The following is a 23,757-nucleotide window of genomic DNA, read 5'->3' on the forward strand; positions in this document are numbered from 1 at the left end:
GGAGGTGACCACCGGCCGCTCGATACGGCGGCCAGGGTGGGTCGGAGGTGGTGCGGAGGCTCCGATGAGCCGACGAGACCGCCCCGGGGGGCGGGATTTCTCGTACAGGTGTTCGTTTCAGTGCGGTGGGAGCGTTCCCACGGAGGAGGCTAGGTATGCACTGACAAGGCCGTCAAGATTTCTCCGATGTTTTCGGTTATGGACAAACGCAGTAAAGAAGTAGTTAGTCCACTTCTTAGACAAAAGACGGATTTGCCGGTTTCACCAAGTTTTTCCGGTCTCACAGATCCGTTGACAGCGTTCCCCGGCGCCTTCTACGCTCCGATGGGAGCGCTCCCACCCTGTCCTCTCATTCAGGGCGGCCGAGCCATGCCCGCGGTCGCCCACGCCAGGAGCGCACACGTGACCGTGACCATCCCCTCCGCCGGCCCGCGGAACGCCCCTCCCCCTCCGGAGGACGACCTGCGGCGCCTGCTGCTCATCCGGCACTTCGAGCTGACCCTGCTCCGCCTGTTCGAGGCCGGCGAACTCAGCGGCACCACCCACACCTGCCTGGGCCAGGAGTACGTGCCGGTCGCGCTGGCCCCCCTGCTCCGCGACGACGACTTCGTCTTCAGCAACCACCGCGGCCACGGCCACTTCCTGGCCCGGCACGCGGAGCCGTACGGGCTGCTGGCGGAGATCATGGGACGCGAGGGCGCGCTGTGCGCGGGGGTCGGCGGCAGCCAGCACGTCTACCACCGCCGCTTCCTGTCCACCGGCGTGCAGGGCGAGAGCCTCCCGGTCGCGGTCGGCGCGGCGCTGTCACTGAAGGGGAGCGGCGCCCTGGCCTGCGCCTACATCGGCGACGGCACCTGGGGGGAGGGCTCGGTCTACGAGGCGCTCAACATGGCGCGGCTCTGGCGGGTGCCGCTGCTGGTCGTCGTCGAGCACAACGGCATCGCCCAGTCCACCCCGACCCGCGTGCAGATGGCCGGGACCGTCGCCGGGCGCGCCGCCGCGTTCGACGTCCCGCACCACCGCACGGCCTCCACCGAGATCACCGAGATCCGCGCCGAGCTGGCGCCCCTGGTCGGCCGGGTGCGCGAGGAGTCGCTCCCCCTGGTCGTCGAGTTCGCCACCCACCGGATCGGCCCGCACAGCAAGGGCGACGACACCCGGAGCGCCGAGGAGATCGCATTGGCCGCGGGCCACGACTGGCACACCCGCTACGCGCGGCTCCTCCCCGAGCTCTTCGACCGGCTCGACCGCGAGGCGGCCGAACTGGTCGAACGCGTCGCCGCCGAGGTCGCCGCCCGCCCGCTCTCCGCCTGGGAGCGCCCGTGACCCGCGTCGCCGAGCACCTCAACCGCGCCCTGCACGACCTGCTGGCCGCCGACCCGGGCGTGCACGTCCTCGGCGAGGACATCGCCGACCCGTACGGCGGCGCCTTCAAGGTCACCCGCGGCCTGTCGGACCGGTTCGGCGAGCGGGTGCGCTCCACGCCGCTGAGCGAGGGCGCGATCGTCGGGGTCGGCGCCGGCCTGGCGCTGGCCGGGGAGAAGGCGGTCGTCGAGATCATGTTCGCCGACTTCGCCGCCCTCGCCTTCGACCAGCTGGTGAACTTCGCCGCCAAGTCCACCACCATGTACGGCAGGCCCGTGCCGATCCCGCTGGTCGTGCGCTGCCCCTCCGGGGGCGGACGCGGCTACGGCCCGACCCACAGCCAGAGCCCGCAGAAGCACTTCCTGGGCGTGCCCGGCCTGCACCTGTTCGAGCTGACCCCGTTCCACGACGCGGGCGACCTGCTGGCCGCCATGTTCGCGCTCGGGCAGCCCTGCCTGCTCTTCGAGGACAAGGTCCTCTACACCCGCAGGATGTTCACCGGCGGCGTGGTGGACGACCTGTTCCGCTACGAGCTCACCGGCGGCGCGGACGGGACGGGCGGCACCGCCCGGGTCTTCGTGGAGGGCGGCGGCGAGCCCGACTGCACGCTCGTCGTCCCCGGCGGGCTGGCCCACCGGGCGCTGGCCGCCGCGCGGGAGCTGCTGCTGGAGGAGGACCTGCTCTGCGAGCTGCTGGTCCCGGCGCGGCTGTACCCGGTGCCCGAGCTGCCCGGCCTGGAGCGGGCCCGGCACGTGTGCGTGGCGGAGGACGGCTCCGAGGGCGGGACCTGGGGGACGGAGGTCGCCCGGGTGCTCTACCCCCGGCTCTGGCCCGCGCTGCGCCGCCCGATCACCCTGCTCAGCGCCGCCGCGAGCGTCATCCCGGCCGCCCCGCACCTGGAGCGGGAGGTCCTCCTGCAGCCGGACCACATCAAGCGCGCGATCACGGAGGCCCTCTCTTGACCGACATCCCGGTGCCCAAGCTCAACAACAACGACAGCGTCTACCTGCTGACGGCGTGGACCGTCAAGGACGGTGAGGCCGTACGGGCGGGAGAGCCGATCGCGGAGCTGGAGACCTCCAAGGCGGTCGAGGAGCTCACCGCCCCGCAGGACGGGGTGCTGCGGCACCTGCTGCCCGAGGGGGCCGAGTGCGCGCCCGGCCAGGTCATCGCCCGGCTCGGCGCGGACGGCGACGCCCCCGGCCCCGGCCCCGAGGCGGGCACGGGCACGCAGACGGGCACGGGCACGCAGGTAGGCACGGAGCCGGGCGTGGGCGCGGGCACGGAGCCGGAGGCGGGCGCGCCGGTCGTCACCGCACCCGCCCGGCTGTTCATGGATGAGCACGGCATCTCCATGGAGCAGGTGGTCGCGCTCGGGGTGAAGGTGGTCCGCCGCTCCGACCTGGAGCACCTCCTGCCCGCGGCCGGGGCCGCCCCCGGACCGGCGTCCGTCCCCGCCTCGGCGCCGGAGTCGCCGGTCCCCGCCTCCGGCGCGGAGACCGCCGACGCGGAGACCACAGGCTCGGAGACCACAGGCTCGGCGACCGCCGCGGACCTGGACGGCGGAGTGGGGACCGGCCTGGTCGAGCTGTCGCGGGCCCAGCGGCGGGTCGCCGAGGTGGTCGAGCGCTCGCACCGGGAGATCCCGGCCGCGTTCACCGCGATGCGGGTCGACGTGACGGAGGCGCTGGCGTTCGCCCGGCAGGAGACCAGGCGGCTGCGCGCCCTCATCGGCCTGCCCGAGCTGCTGGTCCAGGCGACCGGCGGGCTGCTCGACCGCTTCCCCCTCTGCTTCGCCTCCCCGGCCGGCGCCCACCGGGCCCGCCTGCCCGCCGCCGGTGTGGGCGTGGGCGTGACCATGGACGTCGGCCGGGGCATGGTCGTGCCCGTGGTGAAGGACGCGGGCGGGCGACCGCTTGCGGAGATCGCCCGCGACCTCATGCGGCTGCGCCAGGCGGCGCTGAACGGGAGCTTCCGGGAGGACGACCTGCGGGGCGGCTCCATCATGGTCACCCTGCACACCGAGGAGGCCGTCGTCACCGCCGTCCCCGTCGTCTTCCCCGGCCAGACCTGCGCCCTGTCCCTCACCGCTCCGCGCCCCGAGGTCGTCGAGACCGCCGAGGGCGTCTTCACCACCCGGAGGGTCGTCTCCCTCGGCCTGGCCTACGACCACCGGTTCGTCAACGGCCGCGAGGCCGCGGAGTTCCTGGGCGCGCTGCGCTCGGCCCTGGAATCACCCGCCTCCGGCGCCTGAACGCCCGGCGCCGCCGGGGCCGCCGGCCCCTCCCCGCCCGCCCCGGCGGCCGCCGATTCCCGGAGTGAGCGCCTGAAGTGCGAATATGTTCGGGTCATGACGAACCCGACGGAAGGTCTCGATCGGTGAGGCGGTCACTCACGGTCCTGCTGCTGGCCTGCGCCGCGCTGCTCGGCGCGGTCGCCCCGGCCCAGGCCCACAACGTACTGATCGGCAGCGATCCCGAGGACGGCGCCTCGATCGCCGCCGGGCCGGAGAGGATCACGCTCACCTTCGACCAGCCCGCCCGGCAGGGCTTCGCGCTGATCACCCTGACCGGCCCGGACGGCACCCGGTGGGAGGAGGGGAAGACCGCCGTCGACGGCGCGAAGGTCAGCGTCGGGGTCAGGCCCCTCGGCCCGGCCGGGGAGTACGTCGTGGGCTACCGGATCCTCTCCTCCGACGGCCACCCGGTCTCCGGCAAGGTGGCCTTCACCCTGACCGCCGCGGGGCCGGGCTCCGCGCAGCCGGCCGCGGCCGCGTCGGCCTCCGCCGTACCCGCCGCCTCCGGCGCCCCCGCACAGGACCCCGCACGGGACCCCGTGGAGAACCCCGGCCTGAGCGCGCAGGCGGCCGAGGCCGCGCAGAACGGCGGCGCCGGGATGGCGGTCGTCTGGATCGCCGCGGCCCTGGTCCTGCTGGGCGGCGCGACCGTGGTGGCGATGCGCCGCACCCGTGAGCGGACGGAGGCGCCGTGACCGCCGTCGCGGAACGCGCCCCCGAGGCGGTCGCGGTGCGCAGGCTGCTGGCCGGCGGGCTCGTCTCCGGGGCGCTGCTCGCCGTGGTCGTCGCCACCGCGCTCGGCGCGGAGGAGGCGGTGCCCGGCATCGAGCTGCCCGGCCCGGTGGTGGCCTACGGCCTGCCGGTGCTGCGGGTGCTGCTGGACCTGGCGGCGGTCGCGGTGGTCGGGCTGAGCCTGCTGCCGAAGCTGCTCGGGTTCGACGAGCCCGAGCGCACCGAGCCGGTGATGCGCCGGACCCGGCCGATGGCCGTCTCGTTCGCCTGGGCGTGGGCGCTGCTGGCGCTGACCGTCATCGTGTTCCAGACCGCCGAGCTGAACCCGGGGTCGGTCCCCACCCCCGGCATGATCGCCGAGTACGTCGACAACGTGGGCGCGGGCCAGGGCATGCTGTTCAGCGCCGCCTGCGCGCTGGCCTACGCCGGGATCGGGCTGCTGGCCGTGCGGTTCGGCGAGAAGGTCCCGGCCGAGCTGCGGATCCTGGTGGCCCTGTTCGGCCTGCTGCCGATCCCGGTCACCGGCCACGCGGTGGACTCGGTCTGGCACGACCCCATCATGATCTCGATGGAGCTGCACGTGATGGGCTCGGCGGCGTGGACCGGCGGGCTGCTCACGGTCATGCTGCTGGTCGCGCGGGACCGCGGGCTGCTGGCGGAGGTCCTGCCGAGGTTCTCCCGGCTGGCGAGCCTCGCGCTCGCCGTGGTCACCCTGTCCGGGCTGGTGAACGGCCTGGCCACGATCGCCCTGACCCCCGGCACCGCACTGCCCGGTTCGCTGCTGACCAGCGAGTACGGCCTGCTCGTGGTGGCCAAGACCGTGAGCGTGGCGCTGCTCGTCCCGCTCGCCGCCCACATCCGGTTCCGCCTCCTGCCGCGCGTCGAGCGGCAGGAGGCGACGGCGGTCGCCGCGTGGGCGGCGGCCGAGCTCACCGTGATGGGGCTCGCCTACGGGGTGGCCGTGGCGCTGACCACGGCGACCATCTCCTGAGGCTCGTTCTCCTCGGCGGCCCGCAGCCGGTAGCGGCCGAGGAACCACTCGCCGCCCAGCCACAGGGCGGCGAGTGCGGCCCCGCCGGCGGCCATGGTCGCCGGGGAGATCAGCGGCGGGGACGCCCAGAAGTGCTGCGAGCGGAGCGCCAGGTCCACCGCGAGGGTGGCGACGAGCGAGCCGGCCAGCGCCCGGACGACCGGGATCCGGATCAGGAACGCCAGGTCGATCGCGAGCGCCCCGGCGATCAGGAAGACCGGCACCGCCGAGCGCGGGAAGTCGGCCACCGCCAGGATCGGCCAGATCAGGGCGCGGTAGGCGACGTAGGTGGCGACCACGGCGGTGGCGGCGAACCTGCGGCCGATCATCGCGCGGGCGAAGACCAGTACGATCATCGCGGCGACCACCCCGTAGAGGGGGTAGACCTGGTCGGGCACCGGGAGCGCGAAGTTGACCGCCATCTCCCGGTCCACCCCGCGGCCCATCTGGTCGGCGGCGAACTGCAGCAGGATCGGCTCGGCCTCCGGCTTGCCCGCGTCCCACGACCTGATCGCGAAGACGCCGTACTCCTGGTGCTGGGCGGGGAACCAGACGTTCTCGAACATGAACACGAACAGCCCGCCGAGGACGAGCGTGCGCGTGCGGCCGGGGGGCGCGCCGAGGAACCAGCCCCGGATCACCCCGCAGATCATGAAGAACGTGCCGATGTACAGCAGCATGTGCGACGGGCTCCACGAGGTGATGTCGAGCCCGTTGACGCGGTGGTTGATCAGGTCCAGCGGGACCGCGACCAGGAAGGTGCCGGTGCCCCACTGGATGAGGCGCTGCGCCGTGCGGTCCACGCCGTAGCCGGTGTAGACGTGCACGATGGTCAGGGCGACCACGATGGCGGTGCCGACGCTGTTGAGCAGGTGCGGCGGCGCCAGGTCGTCGCGGAGCCACTTGAAGTGCCAGGAGACGTCCCAGGACGCCCCCAGCACCTTGAAGCAGAAGGCGACCACCCACCCGAGGTACAGGACGCGGAACAGGTCCGCGGGCGTCTCCCGGCCGGCCTTCCCCCGGGTCCAGTACGGCAGAGCCCAGGCGGCGACCGACGCGGCTCTTCTTCTCAGGCTTTTCGCAGGCTTCACGCGTCGAAATGATGCCCGGCGTTTACGAAGACCGCAATCGGGGACATCCCCGGGTTTCGCCATACAACCCCAAGTTATGCCTGTTCCGGTACGGCACGGCGGTCCCGGCGGTGCCGTACCACGACACGGACGGACGCGGACAGAACGCGGACGGGCACGGGACGGGCCGCGGAGCCCGACGGTCCCCGGACACGCCGCCCGGCCGGGAGACCCCCTCCGTCCTACCCGTCCCCCGGCTCGGACAGGGCCGACCAGACCGCGGCGGGGGTGAGGGGGGTGGCGGTGATCCGGTCGGCGGCCTCGGGGAGCGCGGCGGCCACGGCGTTGCCGACCGCCGCGGGCGGCCCGATGATCCCCGCCTCCCCCGCCCCCTTCATGCCGCCCGGCGTCACCGCGGACGGCGTCCGCATCAGCGCCACCTCGACCGGGGGCGCGTCCGGCGCGTACGGGGGGAGGTAGTCGGCGGCGGGCTGCCCGTCGGGCCCGTACACGACCTCCTCGGTCAGCGCCATCCCGATGCCCTGCACGACGCCGCCGCGGATCTGCCCCTCGACGATCGCCGGGTTCACCACGACGCCGCAGTCGTTGACCGCCCAGTAGCCCTCCACCTCGACCGCGCCCGTCTCCGGGTCGACGGCCACCGCCGCCGCGTGCGCGCCGAAGGCGTAGGTGTAGGCCGCCGGGTCGTAGGTCACCCGTTCCTCCAGTCCCGGCGTCATCCCCTCCGGCAGGTCCCAGGCCCGCCACGCCGAGAGCGCGATCTCCGCCAGCGTGCGGCGGGCCGACGGGTCCCCCTTGACCCGCACGGCCCCGCCGGAGACCTCCAGGTCGCCGGCGGCCGCCTCCAGCTGGTGGGCGGCGATCGCGACGATCTTCTCGCGGAGCCGTGCCGCCGCCCCGACCAGCGCTGCTCCGCCCAGCACGAGCGACCGGCTGGCGATCGAGCCCACCGGCGAGTACGGCGTGGCCGCCGTGTCCCCCAGCAGCACCCGCACCCGCTCCAGCGGCACTCCGGTGTGGTCGGCGGCCAGCTGGGCCAGCGCCGTCTCGATGCCCTGGCCGATGGCCGCCACCCCGCAGGCGACCACCACCGAGGCGTCCTGCTCCATGCGCAGCACCGCGGTCTCGTAGCCGCCGGACTGGATGCCCGCCTGCCGCATCGCCTCCGAGGGGCCCATGCCGGTGGACTCGACGTGGCAGGAGAACCCGATCCCGCGCCGCCGCCCGTCGGCCGGGCGCGCCGGCCGGCCCTCCCGGACCATCGTGCGCAGCTTCTCCAGTGCGGCCGGGTAGTCCCCGGAGTCGTAGGGCTGCCAGGTCCGGGAGGTGTGCGGCAGCTCGTCGGGGCGGAGCAGGTTGAGCAGGCGCAGCTCGACGGGGTCGGCGCCCAGCCGCCGGGCGGCCTCGTCCACCAGCCGCTCCCGGGTCCAGGTCGCCTCGGGCTGGCCGAACCCCCGGTAGGAGCCGGTCGGCGTGGTGGTCGTCACCACGGCGCGCACCCGCGCGCCCGCCCGGTCGAACCGGTACGGCCCGGGCAGCGAGAGCGCCGTGACCGCGATCGGGGAGATGCCCACGTTGGACGGGTGCGCGCCCAGGTCGCCGAGGATGTCGCAGTGCAGCGCCCGGAACCGGCCGTCGCCGTCGAAGGCGAGCCTGGCCCGGTGCACGGCGTCCCGGGCCGGCAGGGTGGCGGTCAGGTGCTCGGCGCGCGACTCGGTCCACCGCACCGGGCGGCCCAGCCGTACCGCCGCCAGGCAGACCAGCGTCTCGTCGGGGTAGACGTGCTCCTTGCCGCCGAAGCCGCCGCCGGTGTCGCACGCCAGCACGCGCACCCGGTCGAAGCCGAGCCCGAGCGCGGCGGCGACGTGGTCGCGGACGTGGTGCGGCGCCTGCGTGGAGGTCCACACGGTCAGCGCGCCGTCCTCGAAGGAGGCCACGACGCCGCGCGGCTCCACCGGGTACGGCGCGACCCGGCCCAGCCGGGTCGTCAGCTCGACCACGTGCCCGGCCGCGGCGATGGCGGCCTCGCACTCGTCGGCCGGGTCCCCGAGGGCGAAGTCGGTGACCAGGTTGGCGCCCCACTCCGGGTGGAGCAGGGGAGCCCCGGCGGCCAGCGCGAGGTGCGCGCCGACCACCGCGGGCAGCTCCTCGAAGTCCAGATCGACCAGTTCGGCCGCGTCGCGGGCCGCCGCCTCGCTGCGCGCCACCACCAGCGCGACCGGCTGCCCGGCGTAGCGGACCGTCTCCTCCAGCACGGGGTAGTCCGCCATCCGCTGGCCGGGGGCGAGCGCCACGCACGGCAGCCGCACCCCGGCGGCGTCCGCGGGCGTCAGCACGTCCAGCACCCCGTCGGCGGCCAGCGCCGCCTTGACGTCGCACCGGGTCAGCCGCCCGTGCGCGACCGGGCTGCGCACCACGACCGCGTGCGCCGTGCCCGGCAGGCGGACGTCCCCGGTGAACCGCGCCCGCCCGGTCACCAGCCGGGCGTCCTCCCGGCGCGGGACCCGCGCCCCGACATAACGGTGATCATCGCTCATCACCCGATTCTGAACGGCGCGGCGGCTCCCGCCAACGGCCCGGCCCCGCGCGGCGGGATACGGACGCCCTCAGGACCCGGTGGCGCGCGGCCGATATCCGGCCGGAGAAGTCCGCCCACACGGCCGGACCGGTCGTCCGGCTGAGATTCCTCTCAGGGAGCACTCGGTTTCGGACAGTAGGCTCCAGCCCATGAAGCTCAGGGGAAGGGCGACCGTCTGGATCGCGGCGGCCGCCGTGCTCGTCGCCGGCGTCGCGGGGTGGCTGGTGTGGCCGTCGGAGCCGCAGGTACGGGTCCAGAACCAGATGATCACCGTGGTCGACGGCCCGGCCGACGACCAGCGGGTCGTGCTCGACACGAGTTTCTTCCCGCCCGCCGGGGGCGGGAAGGCCCCCGCGGTGCTGCTCGCGCACGGTTTCGGCGGGAGCAAGCAGAGCGTCCGCGACGCCGCGCTGCGGCTGGCCCGCGAGGGCTACGCCGTGCTGACCTGGTCGGCGCGCGGCTTCGGCCGCTCCACCGGGCAGATCGCGCTCAACTCCCCCGACTACGAGGTCAAGGACGTCCGGCAGCTGGTCGACTGGCTGGCGAAGCGGCCCGAGGTCCGGCTCGACGCGGGCGGCGACCCGCGCGTGGGCATCGCGGGCGGCTCGTACGGCGGCGCCATCGCGCTGATGGCCGCCGCCCACGACGACCGCGTCGACGCGATCGTCCCCCAGATCACCTGGTACGACCTGGCCGACGCGCTGTTCCCCAATGCCACCGGGCAGGGCCCGGAGAGCGGCGTGTTCAAGCGCATGTGGGCCGGGCTGTTCTTCAGCCGGGGCGGCCCGCAGCCCGGCGCCGGCCTGGCGGCCCTCTCGGGCCAGGGCGGGCAGGGCTCCGGGGAGGGCTCCGAGGAGGGGCAGGACGGCGAGGACGGGAGCGGGGCCTCCGGGGCCGGAGGGGACCGCCGGGCGGCCCGGCCGCCGACGGCCGAGGAGGTCCGGTGCGGCCGGTTCCTGCCGGAGATCTGCGACATGTACCAGCAGGTCGCCGAGACCGGCCGGGCCACCGCCGCCGCCGTGGAGACCCTGCGCAGGTCCAGCCCGGTCTCGGTGCAGGGCAGGATCAGGGTCCCGGCCCTGCTGCTGCAGGGGCGGCGCGACTCGCTGTTCCCGCTGGGGCACGCGGACGCCAACGCGCGCGCCATCGCCGCGACCGGCGCGCCGGTGCACGTCGCCTGGTTCGACGGCGGCCACGACGGCGGCGACGGCGAGGTCGACTGGCTCCACGAGCAGACCCTGGGCTGGTTCGACCACTACCTGAAGGACGCCGCGGCGGGCTCCGCGGGCGCCTCCGGGAACACCGCCCCTGGGAACACGGCCGGCTCCGGGAACGGCGGCGCCGCGGAGAACACCGCCGCCGCGTCCGCCGGAGCGGGCGCCCCCGCCGGCCCGCCCGGCGTCGGCGTGTTCACCGTCACCCGTGACGGCGGCCGCGACCCCGGCACCCGCCGCCCGGTCCGGCTGCACGCCACCGCCGACGTCTACCCGGGCCTGTCCGGCACCTCCACGACCGCCGTCCCCCTGTCCGGCCCCGAGCAGCCGGTGGCCAACCCGCCCGGCGGCTCCCCCTCCTCGATCTCGGCCGTTCCCGGCTTCGGCGGCCTGACCGGTTCCGGCAACCTGAGCGTGTCGATCGACATGGCGGGCCAGAGCGCGACCTTCGAGTCCGCTCCCCTGCGTACCCCGCTCCAGGTCACCGGGAGCTCCACCGTCCGGGTCCGGGTCGGGATCGCCTCCGGCGGCGACGCCGGGAAGAGCGAGGACGCCAAGGACACCGGGGACACCGGCGACACCGGGGACACGGAGGGGGCCGGGGGTGCGGAGCAGGCCGGCGCCGGGCGGGACGTGACGCTGTTCGCCAAGCTGTACGACGTGAACGGCGGCGCCTCCGCGCCGATCCTGCCCGAGGGGCTCGTCGCCCCGGTGCGGATCACCGTCCCCGGGGGAGGCACCGCCGAGGCCACGGTCACCCTGCCCGCCGTCGACCACCGCTTCGAGGCCGGGCACCGGCTCCGCGTCGCCCTCACCACGACCGACCTCGGCTACAGCACCCCCGCGGCCCCGGCCGTCTACACCGTCGCCCTGGCCTCCCCCGAGCTGACCGTGCCCGTGCACGCCGCGCTGCGCACCCCGGCCACCGGCCCCGCCTGGTGGACCTGGGCCCTGCCGCTGGCCGCGCTGGCCGCCGCGGCGGCGCTGATCCTCACCGGCCGCCGCCGCCCCGCCCGCGAGCACGTCCCCGCCCTGGACGCGGTGCCGCTGCGGATCGAGGGACTGACCAAGGCCTACCGCAACGGCGAGCGGGCGGTGGACGACCTGTCGTTCACCGTCGAGCAGGGCCAGGTGCTCGGCCTGCTCGGTCCCAACGGCGCGGGCAAGACCACCACGATGCGCATGATGATGGGCCTGATCCACCCCGACGCGGGCGAGATCAGGATCTTCGGCCACCGGGTCGTGCCCGGTGCGCCGGTCCTGTCCCGGCTGGGCTCGTTCGTGGAGGGCGCCGGATTCCTGCCGCACCTGTCGGGCCGGGCGAACCTGGAGCTCTACTGGAAGGCGACCGGCCGCCCCGCCGCCGACGCCCGTCTGGAGGAGGCCCTGGAGATCGCCGGGCTCGGCACCGCGCTGGAGCGCGCCGTGCGGACCTACTCCCAGGGCATGCGCCAGCGGCTGGCCATCGCCCAGGCCATGCTCGGCCTGCCCGACCTGCTCGTGCTCGACGAGCCCACGAACGGCCTGGACCCGCCCCAGATCCGCGAGATGCGGGAGGTCCTGATCCGCTACGCGGCGCGGGGCCGTACCGTCATCGTCTCCAGCCACCTGCTCGCCGAGGTGGAGCAGACGTGCAGCCACGTGGTGGTCATGCACCGCGGCCGGCTCGTCACGGCCGGTCCGGTGGGCGACCTGCTGAGCGCCCGCGTGCCGGCGGGCGCGCCGGGCGGGCCGGGCACCCGCCTGGAGGACGTGTTCCTGGACCTGATCGGGGAGAAGCGATGAAGGACGCGGGCGGCGCCGGCACGGCGCTCACCACCGGCGGCACCGGTGACGGCGCGGCCGGGGGGACCGGCGCGCGGGGCGTGAACGACGACGGTTCGGCGCGGGGCTACGCGCCGGGGCGCACGCTGCCGCTGGCGGTGGAGATCGTCCGCCAGTTCAGGCGGCGCCGGACGATGGTGATGTTCGGGCTGCTGCTCGCGCTGCCCTGGGTCCTGGTGATCGCGTTCAAGATCGGCGTCAGGTCGGGCGGTCCCGGGGCGTCGTCCCTGCGCATCTCCGACCTGGCGACCGAGGGCGGCCTGAACTTCGCCGCGTTCGCGCTCTCGGTGTCGGCGAGTTTCCTGCTGGTCGTCGCGGTGGCGCTGTTCTGCGGCGACACGGTGGCCAGCGAGGCCGGCTGGTCGTCGCTGCGCTACCTGCTGGCCGCCCCGATCCCCCGGGACCGGCTGCTGCGCCAGAAGCTGGTCGTCGCGCTGGGCTACTCGGCGGCGGCGGTGGTCTGCCTGCCGGTGATGGCGCTGCTCGCCGGGACGCTGGCCTTCGGCTGGAACGACGTCCGGGTGCCCGGCACGGGTGAGACGATCGCCGCGCTGGACGTGCTGCCGAGGTTCGGGGTCGTGATCGGCTACGTACTGGTCAGCCAGCTCGTGGTGGCCGCGCTGGCCTTCCTGCTCTCGGTCGGCACCGACTCGCCGCTGGGCGCGGTCGGCGGCGCGGTCGGCCTGGTGATCGTGAGCACCATCCTGCAGGCGGTGGACGCGCTCGGCTCGCTCCGGGAGTTCCTGCCGACGTTCTGGAACACGGCCTGGCTGGACGCCCTGGCGCCGGAGCCCGACTTCGGCGGCATGGTCAAGGGCGTGGCCGTGTCGGTGACCTACGCGGCCGTGCTGACCGCCTTCGCCTTCCGCCGCTTCCGGCGCAGGGACGTCGTCTCCTAGGTCCGTCCGGAGCGCGGGTCCCGGAAGGGCCCGCGCTCCGGATCCGGAGGGCGACGCCTGCGCGGCCGGAGCGGCGAAGACGACGGCGGCCGGTCAGCAGACGTCGGGCAGCGAGCAGACCTTCACCGCCATCTTCCGAGCGTCCCTCAGCTGCCGGCGGAAGTCCGAGGCGTGCACCCCGCCGTACTCCCCGGCGTGCACGTAGCTCACCAGGGCGCGGCCCTTGCGCACGACGACGCCCCGCTGGCCGCCGATGGCGGGACCTCCGCCCTCGCGGTCGTAGTTCTGGACGATCACCCGGACGGCCTGGTCCCCCGCCTCGATCTTCTCCGTCCGGCCCCTGGCGACCACCTGGTCGCCCTCGTCGGCCTCGCATCTGCCGGCCCGCCTCCGCAGGTCGGCCATGGCCGCACGCGCGGCCCGCTCGGAGCGGTAGATCACGACCTGCTCGGCCCGGTAGAGCTCCGGCGCCGTGTAGGTGACCGTCCGGGTGCTCACCCGGCCCCGGTCCTCGGAACGGCCCACGCCGCAGGGCCAGAGGCTGAGGCGTTCGTGCCGGTCGCTGATCGTCCACTTCTCCTCCTCCGGGTACGCCACCGGCTTGCGGGCCCGGGCCTCGTGGAGCAGGAAGTTCCTCGGCAGCTTCCAGCCGGTCTCCCCCGCTCCCGCGTGCTTCTCCGCAGCGGCTGTCCCGGTGGCCGTCCCGGTGACCGCCCCGGCGGTGCCGCCGCCCGCCAGGACGACCGCGGCGAGCGCCCCGGCCGCCACCGCCGCCATTCGATTCGTCGTCCGCCCCGTACCCGTCATGGTGACTCCTCCGCGTCCGTGCTCCGGTCCCATGCACGGTGAGACTGTCGCTCCGCGCAAAAGGTTCGCGCCCGCGGGGCAGGGATCCGCCGCCGGGCACGGTGCGCCCGTTACCGTTGCCGGATGCACACCATCGAGCTGACCTGCGACGACGTGCTCGACTCGGCGGTGCGCGCGGCCTGGGACCGGCTGGCGGCCGAGGGACTGCCCAGCCAGGCGCGGCACCCGCACCCGACCAACCGCCCCCACCTGACGCTGGCGGTCTGCGAACGGCTGCCGCCCGACGCGCCGGCCGCGTTCGCCGAGGCCTTCGGCGGCCTGCCGGTGCCGGTCAGGCTGGGGCCGCTGCTGCTGTTCGCCGGGCGGGCGCGGGTGCTGGCCTGGGGCGTGGTGCCGGAGGCCCGGCTGCTGGCCGTACACGCGGGGGTGTGGCGGGTGCTGGACGGCTCCTGCGGCGGCAACCCGCTGCACGCGCCCGGGCGGTGGCTCCCGCACGTGACGCTCGCCCGCAACCTGGACGCCGCGGCCCGGGCGCGGGCGGTCACGGTGCTCGACGGACTGGCCGAGGCCGCCGGGGCGTTCTCCGGCGCGCGCAGCTACGACGGCGCGCTCCGCACGACCGTCCCCCTGGCGGGGCGGGGCTGACCGGATCCGTCACCACCGCCCCTTCCGGGGGAGACGCGCTCACCAGTGGGGCGGGCGGTCCTCCAGCAGCCGGTCGTCGTTGCCGCCGGACTCACGCCACTCGCCCCACCCGAGATCGGTGTCGTCGGAGGTCTGGTCGGGCAGGATGGCCGGGCCGTCCTCCGAGAGGTCGACCGGGCGCAGATCGTCTGGATGATGCTCTGTCACGGGCTCATGCTATCCAGCCCGCCGCGGCGGGCGATTTCCCCGTCAGCAAAGCCTTCCACCATGATTTCCGCGCAAAGGACAGCCAACGACCCAGGCGGTACGATGCCAGGGCAGGTGTCAGCTACCCCCCGTGAGGCGGCCATGGCAACGCCAACAGCTGGATGGCGGCGAGACGGCAATCTCCCGAACGAGCTCACCAACTTCGTCGGGCGCACCCGGTTGCTGGCCAACCTCAGGCAGCGGCTCCAGGAGCCCGAGACGCGGCTGGTGACCCTGACCGGCATCGGCGGCGTCGGCAAGTCCCGCACCGCGCTGCGCATCGCGCACATGGTGCGCAACCAGTTCTCCGACGGCGTGTGGTTCGCCGACCTGGCCCGGTTGCAGGACGCGGGGATGGTCCGGCACACGATCACCTCGGCGCTGGGCATCGCCGACCAGTCGGCGCGCTCGGCGGAGGAGACCCTCTCCGACTGGGTGGGCGACCGCGAGATCCTGCTGATCATCGACACCTGCGAGCATCTCGTCGACGCCTGCGCCCGGCTCTTCGAGGACCTGCTGAAGACCTCGCCGCGGCTGCGGATCCTGGCCACCAGCCGCCAGTCGCTGAACGCGCAGGGCGAGTACACCCTCTCCGTCCCGCCGCTGGCCGTCCCCGGCGACGTCCCGGGGGAGAACGCCTTCACCAACGAGTCCGTCCAGCTGTTCTCCGCGCGGGCGAGCGCGGTCGTGCCCTCCTTCGAGCTCGACGAGCGCAACATCGAGCCGGTCTCCGAGCTCTGCCGCCGCCTGGACGGCATCCCCCTGGCGATCGAGCTGGCCGCGGTCCGCCTGCGGGCCCTGTCGGTCGAGCAGATCCTCGCGCTGCTGACCGACCGGTTCAGCCTGCTGGCCGGCGCCAGCCGTACGGCGCTGCCCCGGCACCAGACGCTGCGCGCCGCGATCGGGTGGAGCCACGAGCTGTGCGAGCCCGCCGAGCGGCTGCTCTGGGCGCGGCTCTCGGTCTTCGCCGGGGACTTCGAGCTGGAGGCCGCCCGCTACGTCTGCGCCGGGGAGGGCCTGCCCGCCGAGGACGTCACCGACCTCGTCTCCAGCCTCGTGGAGAAGTCCATCCTGCTGAGCGAGGGCACCCCCTCCGGGCACCGCTACCGGTTGATCGACACCCTGCGCAGCTACGGCGAGGAGTGGCTGGACAAGCTGGGCGAGAAGCAGCGGATCCAGGAGCGGCACCGGGACTACTACCTGCAGCTCGCCATGCGCGGCGAGGAGGCGTGGTCCGGGGCCCGGCAGGTCTACTGGTTCGTCCGGATGCGGCACGAGCACGACAACATCCGGGTGGCGCTCGACTACTGCCTGCGCACGCCGGGCGAGGCGGAGGCGGGCCTGCGGCTGCTGTCGTCGCTCTGGTTCATGTGGGTGGCCTGCGGGCTGGCCCGCGAGGGCAGGCTCTACCTGGAGAAGGCGCTGTCCCTGGTCTCGCAGCCGAGCTCGGTGCGCTGCAAGGCCCTGTGGGTGCTCTCCTACGTGCACAGCGGCCAGGGCAACACCGACGGCGCCGTCGAGGCCGCCGAGCGGTGCAGCTCGGACGCGGTCCGGGTCGGCGACTCGGGCGCGGTCATCCTGGCGACCAAGATGCTCGGCACCGCGGCCGTGCTCCAGAACGACCTGCAGAAGGCCAGCGCCCTGCTCGGGGTGGCGATCGAGTTCCACAAGACGGGGCGGGAGCTCAACCCCGGCCTGCTCCCCTCGATCGTCGAGCTGTCGCTGGTGCTGACGATGCAGAACGAGCCGGCCGAGGCCGAGGTCCTCCTGCAGGACTGCGTCGCGGTGTGCACCCAGCGCGGCGAGCTCTGGCTGCGCTCCTACGCGATGTACGCCATGGCGATGGCCCAGCAGGCGATGGGCCGCTCCGCCGAGGCGCTGCAGAACGCCCGCGAGTCGCTCCGCCTCAAGCGCTACTTCCACGACGTGCTCGGCATCGGCCTGGTGATCGAGGTCGTCGCCCGGCTGGTCCTCGACCAGGGCCAGGCCGACCTGGCGTCCCGGCTGCTCGGCGCGGGCCAGCAGAACTGGCGCTCCTTCGGCATGCCCCAGATGAACTCGCCCTTCTTCAACGCCGAGCACGACCGGTGCATCAAGGAGTGCCGGAAGCTGCTCGGGGACGAGGCACACGAGGCGGCGTTCGCCGCGGGCAAGCGGCTCAACCTCGAGGAGCTGATCGAGCTCGCGATCGGCGAGTGCGGCGAGGACGCCGACCCGGCACCGGCCGTGTGACCCGGGCCCGCCGGCCCCGTGACCCGGGCCCCGGCCGGGATCGCCCGGCAGGCGGGCGGACGCGGGACGCACGGGCGGGCGCGCGACACGGTTCAGCCCGCCGGCCAGCTCGTCCCCTCCGGCCAGGCGTGCACGTAGCGGGCGCTGCCGAGGGAGAAGTCGATGTGCCCGCGCACCCAGTGCTCCAGCCCCCGCACGTACCTGAGCACGGGCTGCGACGCCCACCGCTCCACCGCCGAGCGGGTCTCGACGAAGCCCTCCACGGCGGCGCCGTGCATCGACGCCACCTCGTCCAGCGCCTTCTGGAGCGATCCCGTCCGGTGGAAGCGCAGTACGGTGACCAGGTTGTGCCGGGCCGCGTCCCGCCCGCGCTCCTTGGCGTAGGAGAGCAGGTCGTTGTCCCAGCCGATGAGGTCGCACGCAAGGTCACTGAGCGTACGCACATCCGGATGGGACCATTCCTCGGATTCGAGCCGGTACCCTCCGGCGACGTCGATCAGCGCGAAGCAGGTGTAGGTCGCTCCGGTGATGCGGCGCATCAGGACGTAGTCCTCGGGGGTGGGGATCAGGTCCGCCTCGCGGTTGCCCGCCTCCCACACCTGGGCGAACAGGTACTCGCGGACGGTGGTCCGCCAGCGTTCCAGCTGCGCGGGGGTGCCGACCTCCGCGATCCTGCGCTGCAGCTCCAGCAGGCCCGCGCCGAAGGGGTCGCCGGCCCCGGGTTCGCGCCGCTCGTCCAGGATCTCCAGGAGCGGGGGGAGCGCCCGCACGAGCGCGGCCGCCCGGTGGCCCACCGTCTCCGACTCGCAGAAGGCGTCGTCGAAGGCGAAGAGCCAGTTGTACCAGTCGTTGATCAGGCGGAGGCTGTCGCGCGGCACCAGCGGGTTGGTCCGGGCGGCCAGCCAGCCGATCCGGGACCGCCGGAAGTGCTCCAGCACGCCCTCCCCCTCCAGCATGCGGGAGGCCGCGAGCCAGGCGTGGCTCTCCTCGTCCACCTCTTCGACGCAGGGGTTGACCTCACTGGGGAAGGGGCACGGCAGCGGCGGGACCCGGAGGGATCTCTGGTCGGATCGGTGCGCAGATGTGGTTCCCACCTTCCCCAGCATGGCCGACCGGTGCAAGTTTTCCTATACGTCGCTGAATGATGGGGTATTAAGGGTTAGACCTTAATGTCCGGACCATTGCAGATAGTCCTCTTGTCCGCTCCCCGGCACCGAGCGTCACCGGCCTCCGGACCGCGTTCCGCACCGCGGCGACCGCCCCCGGTAGGGTGCCAGGGATCGCCGGGGTCACCGGGGTCGCCGGGATTCGCGGCGACCCCGGAATGCGCCGGGCACCCCGCGGGTTCTCCTCAAGAGACGATCGACGAAAGGCTGGAAACGGTGTTCGACCCGACGGATCTCTACCGGCTCAGTGAGGACGTCCCTGAGCTGACCGATCCGGTGCTCCTCTACCACTTCGACGGGTTCGTGGACGCGGGCGGGGCCGGCCGGCTCGCCCTGGGTCACCTGCTGGCCGAGCTGGAGCATCGGGTCATCGCGACCTTCGACGTGGACCGGCTGCTCGACTACCGCTCCCGGCGGCCGATCATGACGTTCGACACCGACCGGTGGACGGGCGTCGAGGTCCCCGAGATCGCCCTGCGCCTCGCCCACGACTCGACCGGGACCCCGTTCCTGCTGCTCACCGGCCCCGAGCCGGACCGCGAGTGGGAGCTGTTCGCCGCCGCCCTCGGCGAGCTCGCCACCCGGCTGGGCGTCGGCAGGCTGGTGACCGCGCACGGCATCCCCATGGCCGTCCCGCACACCCGCCCCCTGGGCGTCACCGCGCACGCCAGCCGCCCCGAGCTCATCACCGGCCGGACCAGCGCCTTCGGCAAGGTCCAGGTCCCCGGCAGCGTGGCGGCCCTGATCGAGTTCCGGCTCGGCGAGGCGGGCCACGACGCCCTCGGTTACGCCGTGCACGTCCCCCACTACCTGGCCCAGGCCGAATACCCCACGGCGGCGCTGACCGCCCTGGAGGAGGTCACCAGGGGCACCGGCCTGGTGTTCCCCCTCGAAGGCCTGCGCACCTCCGCCGAGCAGACCACCTCCGAGATCGCCGAGCAGATCGAGGCCTCGGAGGAGCTGTCCACCGCGATCGCCGGGCTGGAGCAGCAGTACGACGCGTTCGCGGCCGGCGCCGCGCGGGAGAACCTCATCGCCGAGCCGGCCGAGATGCCCACCGGGGACGAGCTCGCCGCCCAGTTCGAGGCCTTCCTCGCCGAACGCGAGGAACGCCGCAATGACTGACCTGCGCGTCGGCCTCATCGGGTACGGCGTGGCGGGCGCGTTCTTCCACGCCCCGCTGATCGCGGCCACGCCCGGCCTGCGGCTGTCCGCGGTGGTGACGGGGAACCCCGAGCGCGCCGCCGAGGCGTCCTCCCGCTACGGCGCGCGCGTCGTCCCCGACGCCGCCGAGCTGTGGGACTCGGTCGACCTGGTCGTGGTGGCCTCCCCCAACCGCACCCACGTCCCGCTGACCGAGGCCGCCCTCAAGGCCGGGCTGCCGGTGGTCGTGGACAAGCCGCTGTCGGCCACCGCCCGCCAGGCCCGCGACCTGATCGGCCTGGCACGGGAGCGGGGCCGGATGCTGACGGTGTTCCAGAACCGGCGCTGGGACGGCGACTTCCTGACGATCGAGCGGCTGGCCGCCGCCGGCGAGTTCGGCACGGTGCACCGGCTGGAGTCCCGGTTCGAGCGCTGGCGTCCCGTCCCGAAGGGCGGCTGGCGCGAGCTCGGCGGCGCCGAGGAGGTCGGCGGCCTCCTGTACGACCTGGGCAGCCACCTGGTCGACCAGGCGCTGCGCCTGCTCGGCCCGGTGACGTCCGTCTACGCCGAGACCGACGTCCGGCGCTCCGGGGTCGCCTCCGACGACGACACCTTCGTCGCCCTCACCCACGCGAACGGCGCCCGCTCCCACCTGTGGGCCAGCGCCGTGGCCTCGCAGCTCGGCCCCCGCTTCCGGGTGCTGGGCTCGCGAGCCGGCTACGTCAAGCACGGCCTCGACGTCCAGGAGGACCGGCTGCGCGCGGGCCTGGCGCCCGGCTCCCCCGGCTTCGGCGACGACCCCGAGGAGCGCTGGGGCGTGCTGGGCACCGACGAGGCCGGCCGGCGGATCCGCACCGAGCCGGGCGACTACCTCGGCTTCTACCGGTCCGTGGTGTCCGCGCTGCGCGAGGGCACCCCGCCGCCGGTCGACCCGGAGGAGGTCGTGGCCGCCCTCACCGTGCTGGAGGCGGCCCGCCGCTCCGCCGCCGAGGGCGTGGCCGTCGCGCTCTGACCGCCCGGGTGCCCCCGCGGCTCCTCACCCGCCGATCACTCCTGCTGGCTCTCACCCGCCGAGGGCCCCCGCGGGCCCTCGCCCGCCGAGTGCTCCCGCGGGCCCTCACCGGCTGCGGCGAGCAGGCGGCGGGCGAAGGCGGCGCAGGCGTCCCGGAAGTCCGGCGGCTCGACGACGGTGAAGTCGGCGCCCAGGAGGACGAGGCACTGGACGAGCCACTCCCAGGAGTCGAGCCAGAGGGTGACCCGGGTCTCCCGGTCGCCGACGCGCTCGATCCGGGCGTCCTGGTACCTCAGCACGTCGGCGACCTCGTGCGGCTCCGCCCGCACGGTGAACCGGACCCGGCGGCGGTCCGCGTTCAGTCCTCCGCGGAGGTACGACAGGGCCGTGCCGGCCGGCAGTTCGCGGGAGGGGTGCCGGGCTCCGGTTCGTACGAGGCCGGCGACGCGGTCGAGGCGGAACACCCGCCAGTCGCTCCTGCCCAGGTCCCAGCCCAGCAGGTACCAGCGCAGATGGAGGTGGACCAGCCGGTGCGGCTCCGCCCGCCGCCGGCTCGGCCTCCCGCGCCTGTCCGTGTAGTCGAACGCCACGACCTCCCGGCCGGTGATCGCCTCGGCGAGGCCGCTCAGGACCTCCGCGTTCACGCTGGGCGCGCGCTGCGCGCCGATCTCCAGACCGGCGCGCAGCGCGGCCGCACGCGGGCGCAGCCGCGCCGGGAGGAACTGGTCGAGTTTTCCGTAGGCGCGGGTGGCCGCGTCGTCCAGGGTCCCGTCCTCGTCGGAGCGCAGGGCGGCGAGGGTGGCGAGACCGAGCAGCGCCGCGACCGCCTCGTCGTCGTCGAGGACGAGCGGGGGCATCGTGCGGCCCGCCACGAGCCGGTAGTGGCCGCCGGGCCCCGGTTGCGTCACGACGGGGTAGCCGTACCCCCGCAGGCGCTCGACGTCGCGGCGGACGGTCCGCGGGCTCACACCCAGCCGGGAGGCCAGCTCCTCTCCGCTGAACGGGCCCCCCGTCTGCAGGGTCGACAGCAGTACCAGCATGCGTTCGGTCACGTCGGCCATGGATCCATAATGGGCGGAATCGCGGTCAGGATCCGGCCGCATCCGGTCCTACCGTCACAGGCATGGTGAAGCACAGCATCTCCATCAGGGGCGCCCGTACGAACAACCTCCGCTGTCTGGACGCGGAGATCCCACGCCACCGCCTCATCGTCTTCGCCGGCCTGTCGGGGTCGGGGAAGTCGTCGCTGGTCTTCGACACGATCGCGGCGGAGGCCGGCTACCAGCTCAACGACACCTTCCCCCCGTTCACGAGGAACCGGCTCCCGAAGTGGACGCGTCCCGACGTGGAGCACATCGACGGGCTCTCCCCGGTGGTGGTGATCGACCAGCGGCGCATCGGCGGCAACGCGCGCTCCACGGTCGGCACGATCACCGACGCCTGGACCTACCTGCGGCTGCTGTACTCGCGGATCGGTGATCCCCCCGTGGGCGAGTCGAACCGCTTCTCGTTCAACGACCCCGCCGGGATGTGCCCGGCGTGCTCGGGGCTCGGCGAGGTCGTCGCCCCCGCCCTCGACCGCTTCCTCGACCTGGACAGGTCGCTGCGGCAGGGCGCGATCCTCCTCCCGGGCTTCGGCGACGGCGGCTACTGGTACTCGCGGTACGCCGACATCGGCTCCTTCAGCCCGGACACGCCGCTGCGGGACTGGAGCCAGGACGAGCGGGACGCCCTGCTGCACGGCGGTGAGGCGGCGGCGAGGCTCGGGCGCAGGCCGCCCAAGGACTACGAGGGGGTCGTCGAGCGATTCGAGCGGATCTACCTGAACACCTCGGACAACGTGTCCGAGCGCAAGCAGGAGACGATCCGCAGGTTCACCCGGTCCGAGGTCTGCCCGGAGTGCGGCGGAGAACGGCTCAACGAGCGGTCCCGCACCGTCACCGTCCTGGGGCGCACGATCGGCGAGCTGGCCCGCCTGGAGGTCGCCGAGCTCGCCGGGTTCGTCCGGGGCGTCGGCACGCCGTCCGTCGCCCCCGTCGTGGCCGCCCTCACCGCCAGGCTCGACGCCATGAACGCCATCGGGCTGGGCTACCTCACCCTGGACCGTGCGACCACGACGCTGTCAGGCGGCGAGTCCCAGCGCGTCAAGATCGTGAAGCATCTCGGCTCCGGCCTCACCGAGATGATCTACGTGTTCGACGAGCCCACGGCCGGGCTCCATCCCACCGACGTGGAATCGGTGACGAGGCTGCTCGGGCGGCTGCGGGACGGCGGGAACAGCGTCCTGGTCGTCGAGCACGACCCCGCGGTGATGGCGGTCGCCGACCAGGTCGTCGAGATCGGTCCCGGGGCCGGAGCCGACGGGGGCCGGCTCGTCTTCCAGGGCACCTTCGCAGAGCTCCGGCGCGCCGGCACGCACACCGGCCGCGCGCTCTCCCGGCGCCGGTCCGCCGAGCGGGTCCCCCGTACGGCCGAGGGCGTGATCAGGATCGCCGAGGCGACCCGCAACAACCTGCGGCGCGTCACCGTCGACGTCCCGGCCGGCGTGATGACCGCCCTCACCGGCGTCGCGGGCTCCGGGAAGTCCAGCCTCGCCGCCGAGCTGGCCGACCAGCACGACGTCACCGTCGTCGACCAGAGGCCGGTCAGCACCAGCCGCCGGTCCACCCCCGTCACCTACACCGGCATCGCGCCGGCGATCCGCAGGCTGTTCGCCCGGCACAACGGCGTCCCCGCCGCGCTGTTCAGCGCGAACTCGGAAGGGGCCTGTCCCGGGTGCCGCGGCCTCGGGACCGTCTACACCGACCTGGCCTTCATGGACGGCCAGGAGGTCGTCTGCGAGGCCTGCCGGGGACGGCGTTTCGTCCCCGAGGTGCTCGCCCACACCGTCGGCGGCCTGTCCATCGCCGACGTCGACGACCTCTCCGTCGACCAGGCCATGGACCGGCTGCCGGACGAGGCCATCGCCGCGGCCCTCCGCCACCTGTCGGAGGTCGGTCTCGGCTATCTGCGGCTGGGCCAGTCGCTCAACACGCTCTCGGGCGGGGAGTGCCAGCGCGTCAAGATCGCCAAGGAGCTGCGCGACACCGAACGGCCCACCGTCTACCTGCTCGACGAACCCACGACGGGCCTGCATCCCGGCGACGTCGGCACCCTGCTCCGCGTGCTGGACACGCTCGTCGAGCGGGGCCACACCGTCGTGGTCATCGAGCACGACCTGGACGTCGTCCGCCACGCCGACTGGCTGATCGACCTGGGGCCGGGGCCCGGGAGGCACGGCGGGACCGTCCTCTACGAGGGCCCCGTCGCCGGTTACTCCCCGGACGCGGCCACCCCCACGGCGCGGGCCCTCGCGGCCCACCGGCGCGGGGACTTCGGGACCGGCCCGGTGCCGCCGCGCGCGGCGGCGCCGACGGGATCCCGGAGGACCCCGGTGCGGCACGCCGGCCGCCGGTAGGGCTCTCCCGCCGCCCGGGA

General features: G+C 74.2%; 18 protein-coding genes. 12 read left to right on the forward strand and 6 right to left on the reverse strand.

What is annotated here, in order from left to right:
- Positions 1-402: 402 nt before the first annotated feature.
- From HS048_RS27835 to HS048_RS27855, 5 genes are all read left to right on the forward strand, one after another.
- Positions 403-1,326 carry a thiamine pyrophosphate-dependent dehydrogenase E1 component subunit alpha gene (locus tag HS048_RS27835; RefSeq protein WP_307832677.1) on the forward strand — a complete coding sequence of 308 codons (924 nt, stop codon included), beginning with the start codon at positions 403-405 and terminating at the stop codon, positions 1,324-1,326.
- Entirely contained in the window at positions 1,323-2,327 is a 1,005-nt protein-coding gene (locus tag HS048_RS27840) for an alpha-ketoacid dehydrogenase subunit beta (RefSeq protein ID WP_196469144.1), read from the forward strand. Before HS048_RS27835 ends, HS048_RS27840 begins: the two co-directional genes overlap by 4 nt.
- Positions 2,324-3,619, forward strand: a complete 1,296-nt coding sequence (locus HS048_RS27845) for a 2-oxo acid dehydrogenase subunit E2 (protein ID WP_196469145.1) — start codon at positions 2,324-2,326, stop codon at positions 3,617-3,619. The genes HS048_RS27840 and HS048_RS27845 overlap by 4 nt, the downstream gene beginning before the upstream one ends.
- Before the next feature lie 125 nt (positions 3,620-3,744).
- Positions 3,745-4,356 (forward strand): copper resistance CopC family protein, encoded by a 612-nt coding sequence (locus HS048_RS27850; RefSeq protein ID WP_196469146.1) that lies wholly within the window; start codon positions 3,745-3,747, stop codon positions 4,354-4,356.
- The gene (locus HS048_RS27855) at positions 4,353-5,384 is read left to right on the forward strand and encodes a copper resistance D family protein (RefSeq protein ID WP_196469147.1); all 1,032 of its coding nucleotides are present in this window, start codon (positions 4,353-4,355) and stop codon (positions 5,382-5,384) included. The genes HS048_RS27850 and HS048_RS27855 overlap by 4 nt, the downstream gene beginning before the upstream one ends.
- Here the strand turns inward: HS048_RS27855 and HS048_RS27860 are convergent.
- Positions 5,342-6,514 (reverse strand): hypothetical protein, encoded by a 1,173-nt coding sequence (locus HS048_RS27860; RefSeq protein WP_196469148.1) that lies wholly within the window; start codon positions 6,512-6,514, stop codon positions 5,342-5,344. The two genes, HS048_RS27855 and HS048_RS27860, sit on opposite strands and share 43 nt — an antisense overlap.
- Positions 6,515-6,735: 221 nt before the next feature.
- Positions 6,736-9,051, reverse strand: a complete 2,316-nt coding sequence (locus HS048_RS27865) for a xanthine dehydrogenase family protein molybdopterin-binding subunit (RefSeq protein ID WP_196469149.1) — start codon at positions 9,049-9,051, stop codon at positions 6,736-6,738.
- 190 nt (positions 9,052-9,241) lie between these two features.
- On the opposite strand from HS048_RS27865, the gene HS048_RS27870 reads away from it, so the two are divergent.
- Together HS048_RS27870 and HS048_RS27875 are read left to right on the forward strand one after the other, a co-directional pair.
- Positions 9,242-12,091, forward strand: a complete 2,850-nt coding sequence (locus tag HS048_RS27870) for an alpha/beta fold hydrolase (protein WP_196469150.1) — start codon at positions 9,242-9,244, stop codon at positions 12,089-12,091.
- Entirely contained in the window at positions 12,088-13,029 is a 942-nt protein-coding gene (locus HS048_RS27875; protein WP_196469151.1) for an ABC transporter permease, read from the forward strand. The genes HS048_RS27870 and HS048_RS27875 overlap by 4 nt, the downstream gene beginning before the upstream one ends.
- Positions 13,030-13,122: 93 nt before the next feature.
- Here HS048_RS27875 and HS048_RS27880 read toward each other — a convergent pair whose 3' ends face one another.
- Entirely contained in the window at positions 13,123-13,836 is a 714-nt protein-coding gene (locus HS048_RS27880) for a hypothetical protein (RefSeq protein ID WP_196469152.1), read from the reverse strand.
- A gap of 123 nt (positions 13,837-13,959) precedes the next feature.
- Here HS048_RS27880 and HS048_RS27885 point away from each other — a divergent pair, with 123 nt between their 5' ends.
- A complete protein-coding gene (locus tag HS048_RS27885) occupies positions 13,960-14,481 on the forward strand; it encodes a 2'-5' RNA ligase family protein (protein WP_068898491.1) in 522 nt (173 codons plus the stop codon).
- Between the two features lie 39 nt (positions 14,482-14,520).
- Here HS048_RS27885 and HS048_RS27890 read toward each other — a convergent pair whose 3' ends face one another.
- A complete protein-coding gene (locus HS048_RS27890; protein ID WP_191894732.1) occupies positions 14,521-14,688 on the reverse strand; it encodes a hypothetical protein in 168 nt (55 codons plus the stop codon).
- A gap of 141 nt (positions 14,689-14,829) precedes the next feature.
- Between HS048_RS27890 and HS048_RS27895 the strand changes: the two genes are divergently transcribed.
- Positions 14,830-16,959, forward strand: coding sequence for an ATPase (locus HS048_RS27895; protein ID WP_191894733.1), 2,130 nt, complete (start codon positions 14,830-14,832; stop codon positions 16,957-16,959).
- 92 nt (positions 16,960-17,051) lie between these two features.
- Here the strand turns inward: HS048_RS27895 and HS048_RS27900 are convergent, their stop codons facing one another.
- Positions 17,052-18,053 carry a hypothetical protein gene (locus tag HS048_RS27900; protein WP_196469153.1) on the reverse strand — a complete coding sequence of 334 codons (1,002 nt, stop codon included), beginning with the start codon at positions 18,051-18,053 and terminating at the stop codon, positions 17,052-17,054.
- A gap of 288 nt (positions 18,054-18,341) precedes the next feature.
- Between HS048_RS27900 and HS048_RS27905 the strand changes: the two genes are divergently transcribed.
- On the forward strand, positions 18,342-19,250 hold the full coding sequence (locus tag HS048_RS27905; RefSeq protein WP_196469154.1) for a proteasome assembly chaperone family protein: 909 nt from the start codon (positions 18,342-18,344) through the stop codon (positions 19,248-19,250).
- The gene (locus HS048_RS27910) at positions 19,243-20,280 is read left to right on the forward strand and encodes a Gfo/Idh/MocA family oxidoreductase (protein ID WP_196469155.1); all 1,038 of its coding nucleotides are present in this window, start codon (positions 19,243-19,245) and stop codon (positions 20,278-20,280) included. The genes HS048_RS27905 and HS048_RS27910 overlap by 8 nt, the downstream gene beginning before the upstream one ends.
- Positions 20,281-20,315: 35 nt before the next feature.
- Here HS048_RS27910 and HS048_RS27915 read toward each other — a convergent pair whose 3' ends face one another.
- A complete protein-coding gene (locus HS048_RS27915) occupies positions 20,316-21,341 on the reverse strand; it encodes a YafY family protein (RefSeq protein WP_068898507.1) in 1,026 nt (341 codons plus the stop codon).
- A gap of 62 nt (positions 21,342-21,403) precedes the next feature.
- On the opposite strand from HS048_RS27915, the gene HS048_RS27920 reads away from it, so the two are divergent.
- Entirely contained in the window at positions 21,404-23,737 is a 2,334-nt protein-coding gene (locus HS048_RS27920; protein WP_196469156.1) for an excinuclease ABC subunit UvrA, read from the forward strand.
- Positions 23,738-23,757 lie beyond the last annotated feature (20 nt).

Source organism: Planomonospora sp. ID91781 (assembly GCF_015711595.1).
Lineage (GTDB): Bacteria > Actinomycetota > Actinomycetes > Streptosporangiales > Streptosporangiaceae > Planomonospora > Planomonospora parontospora.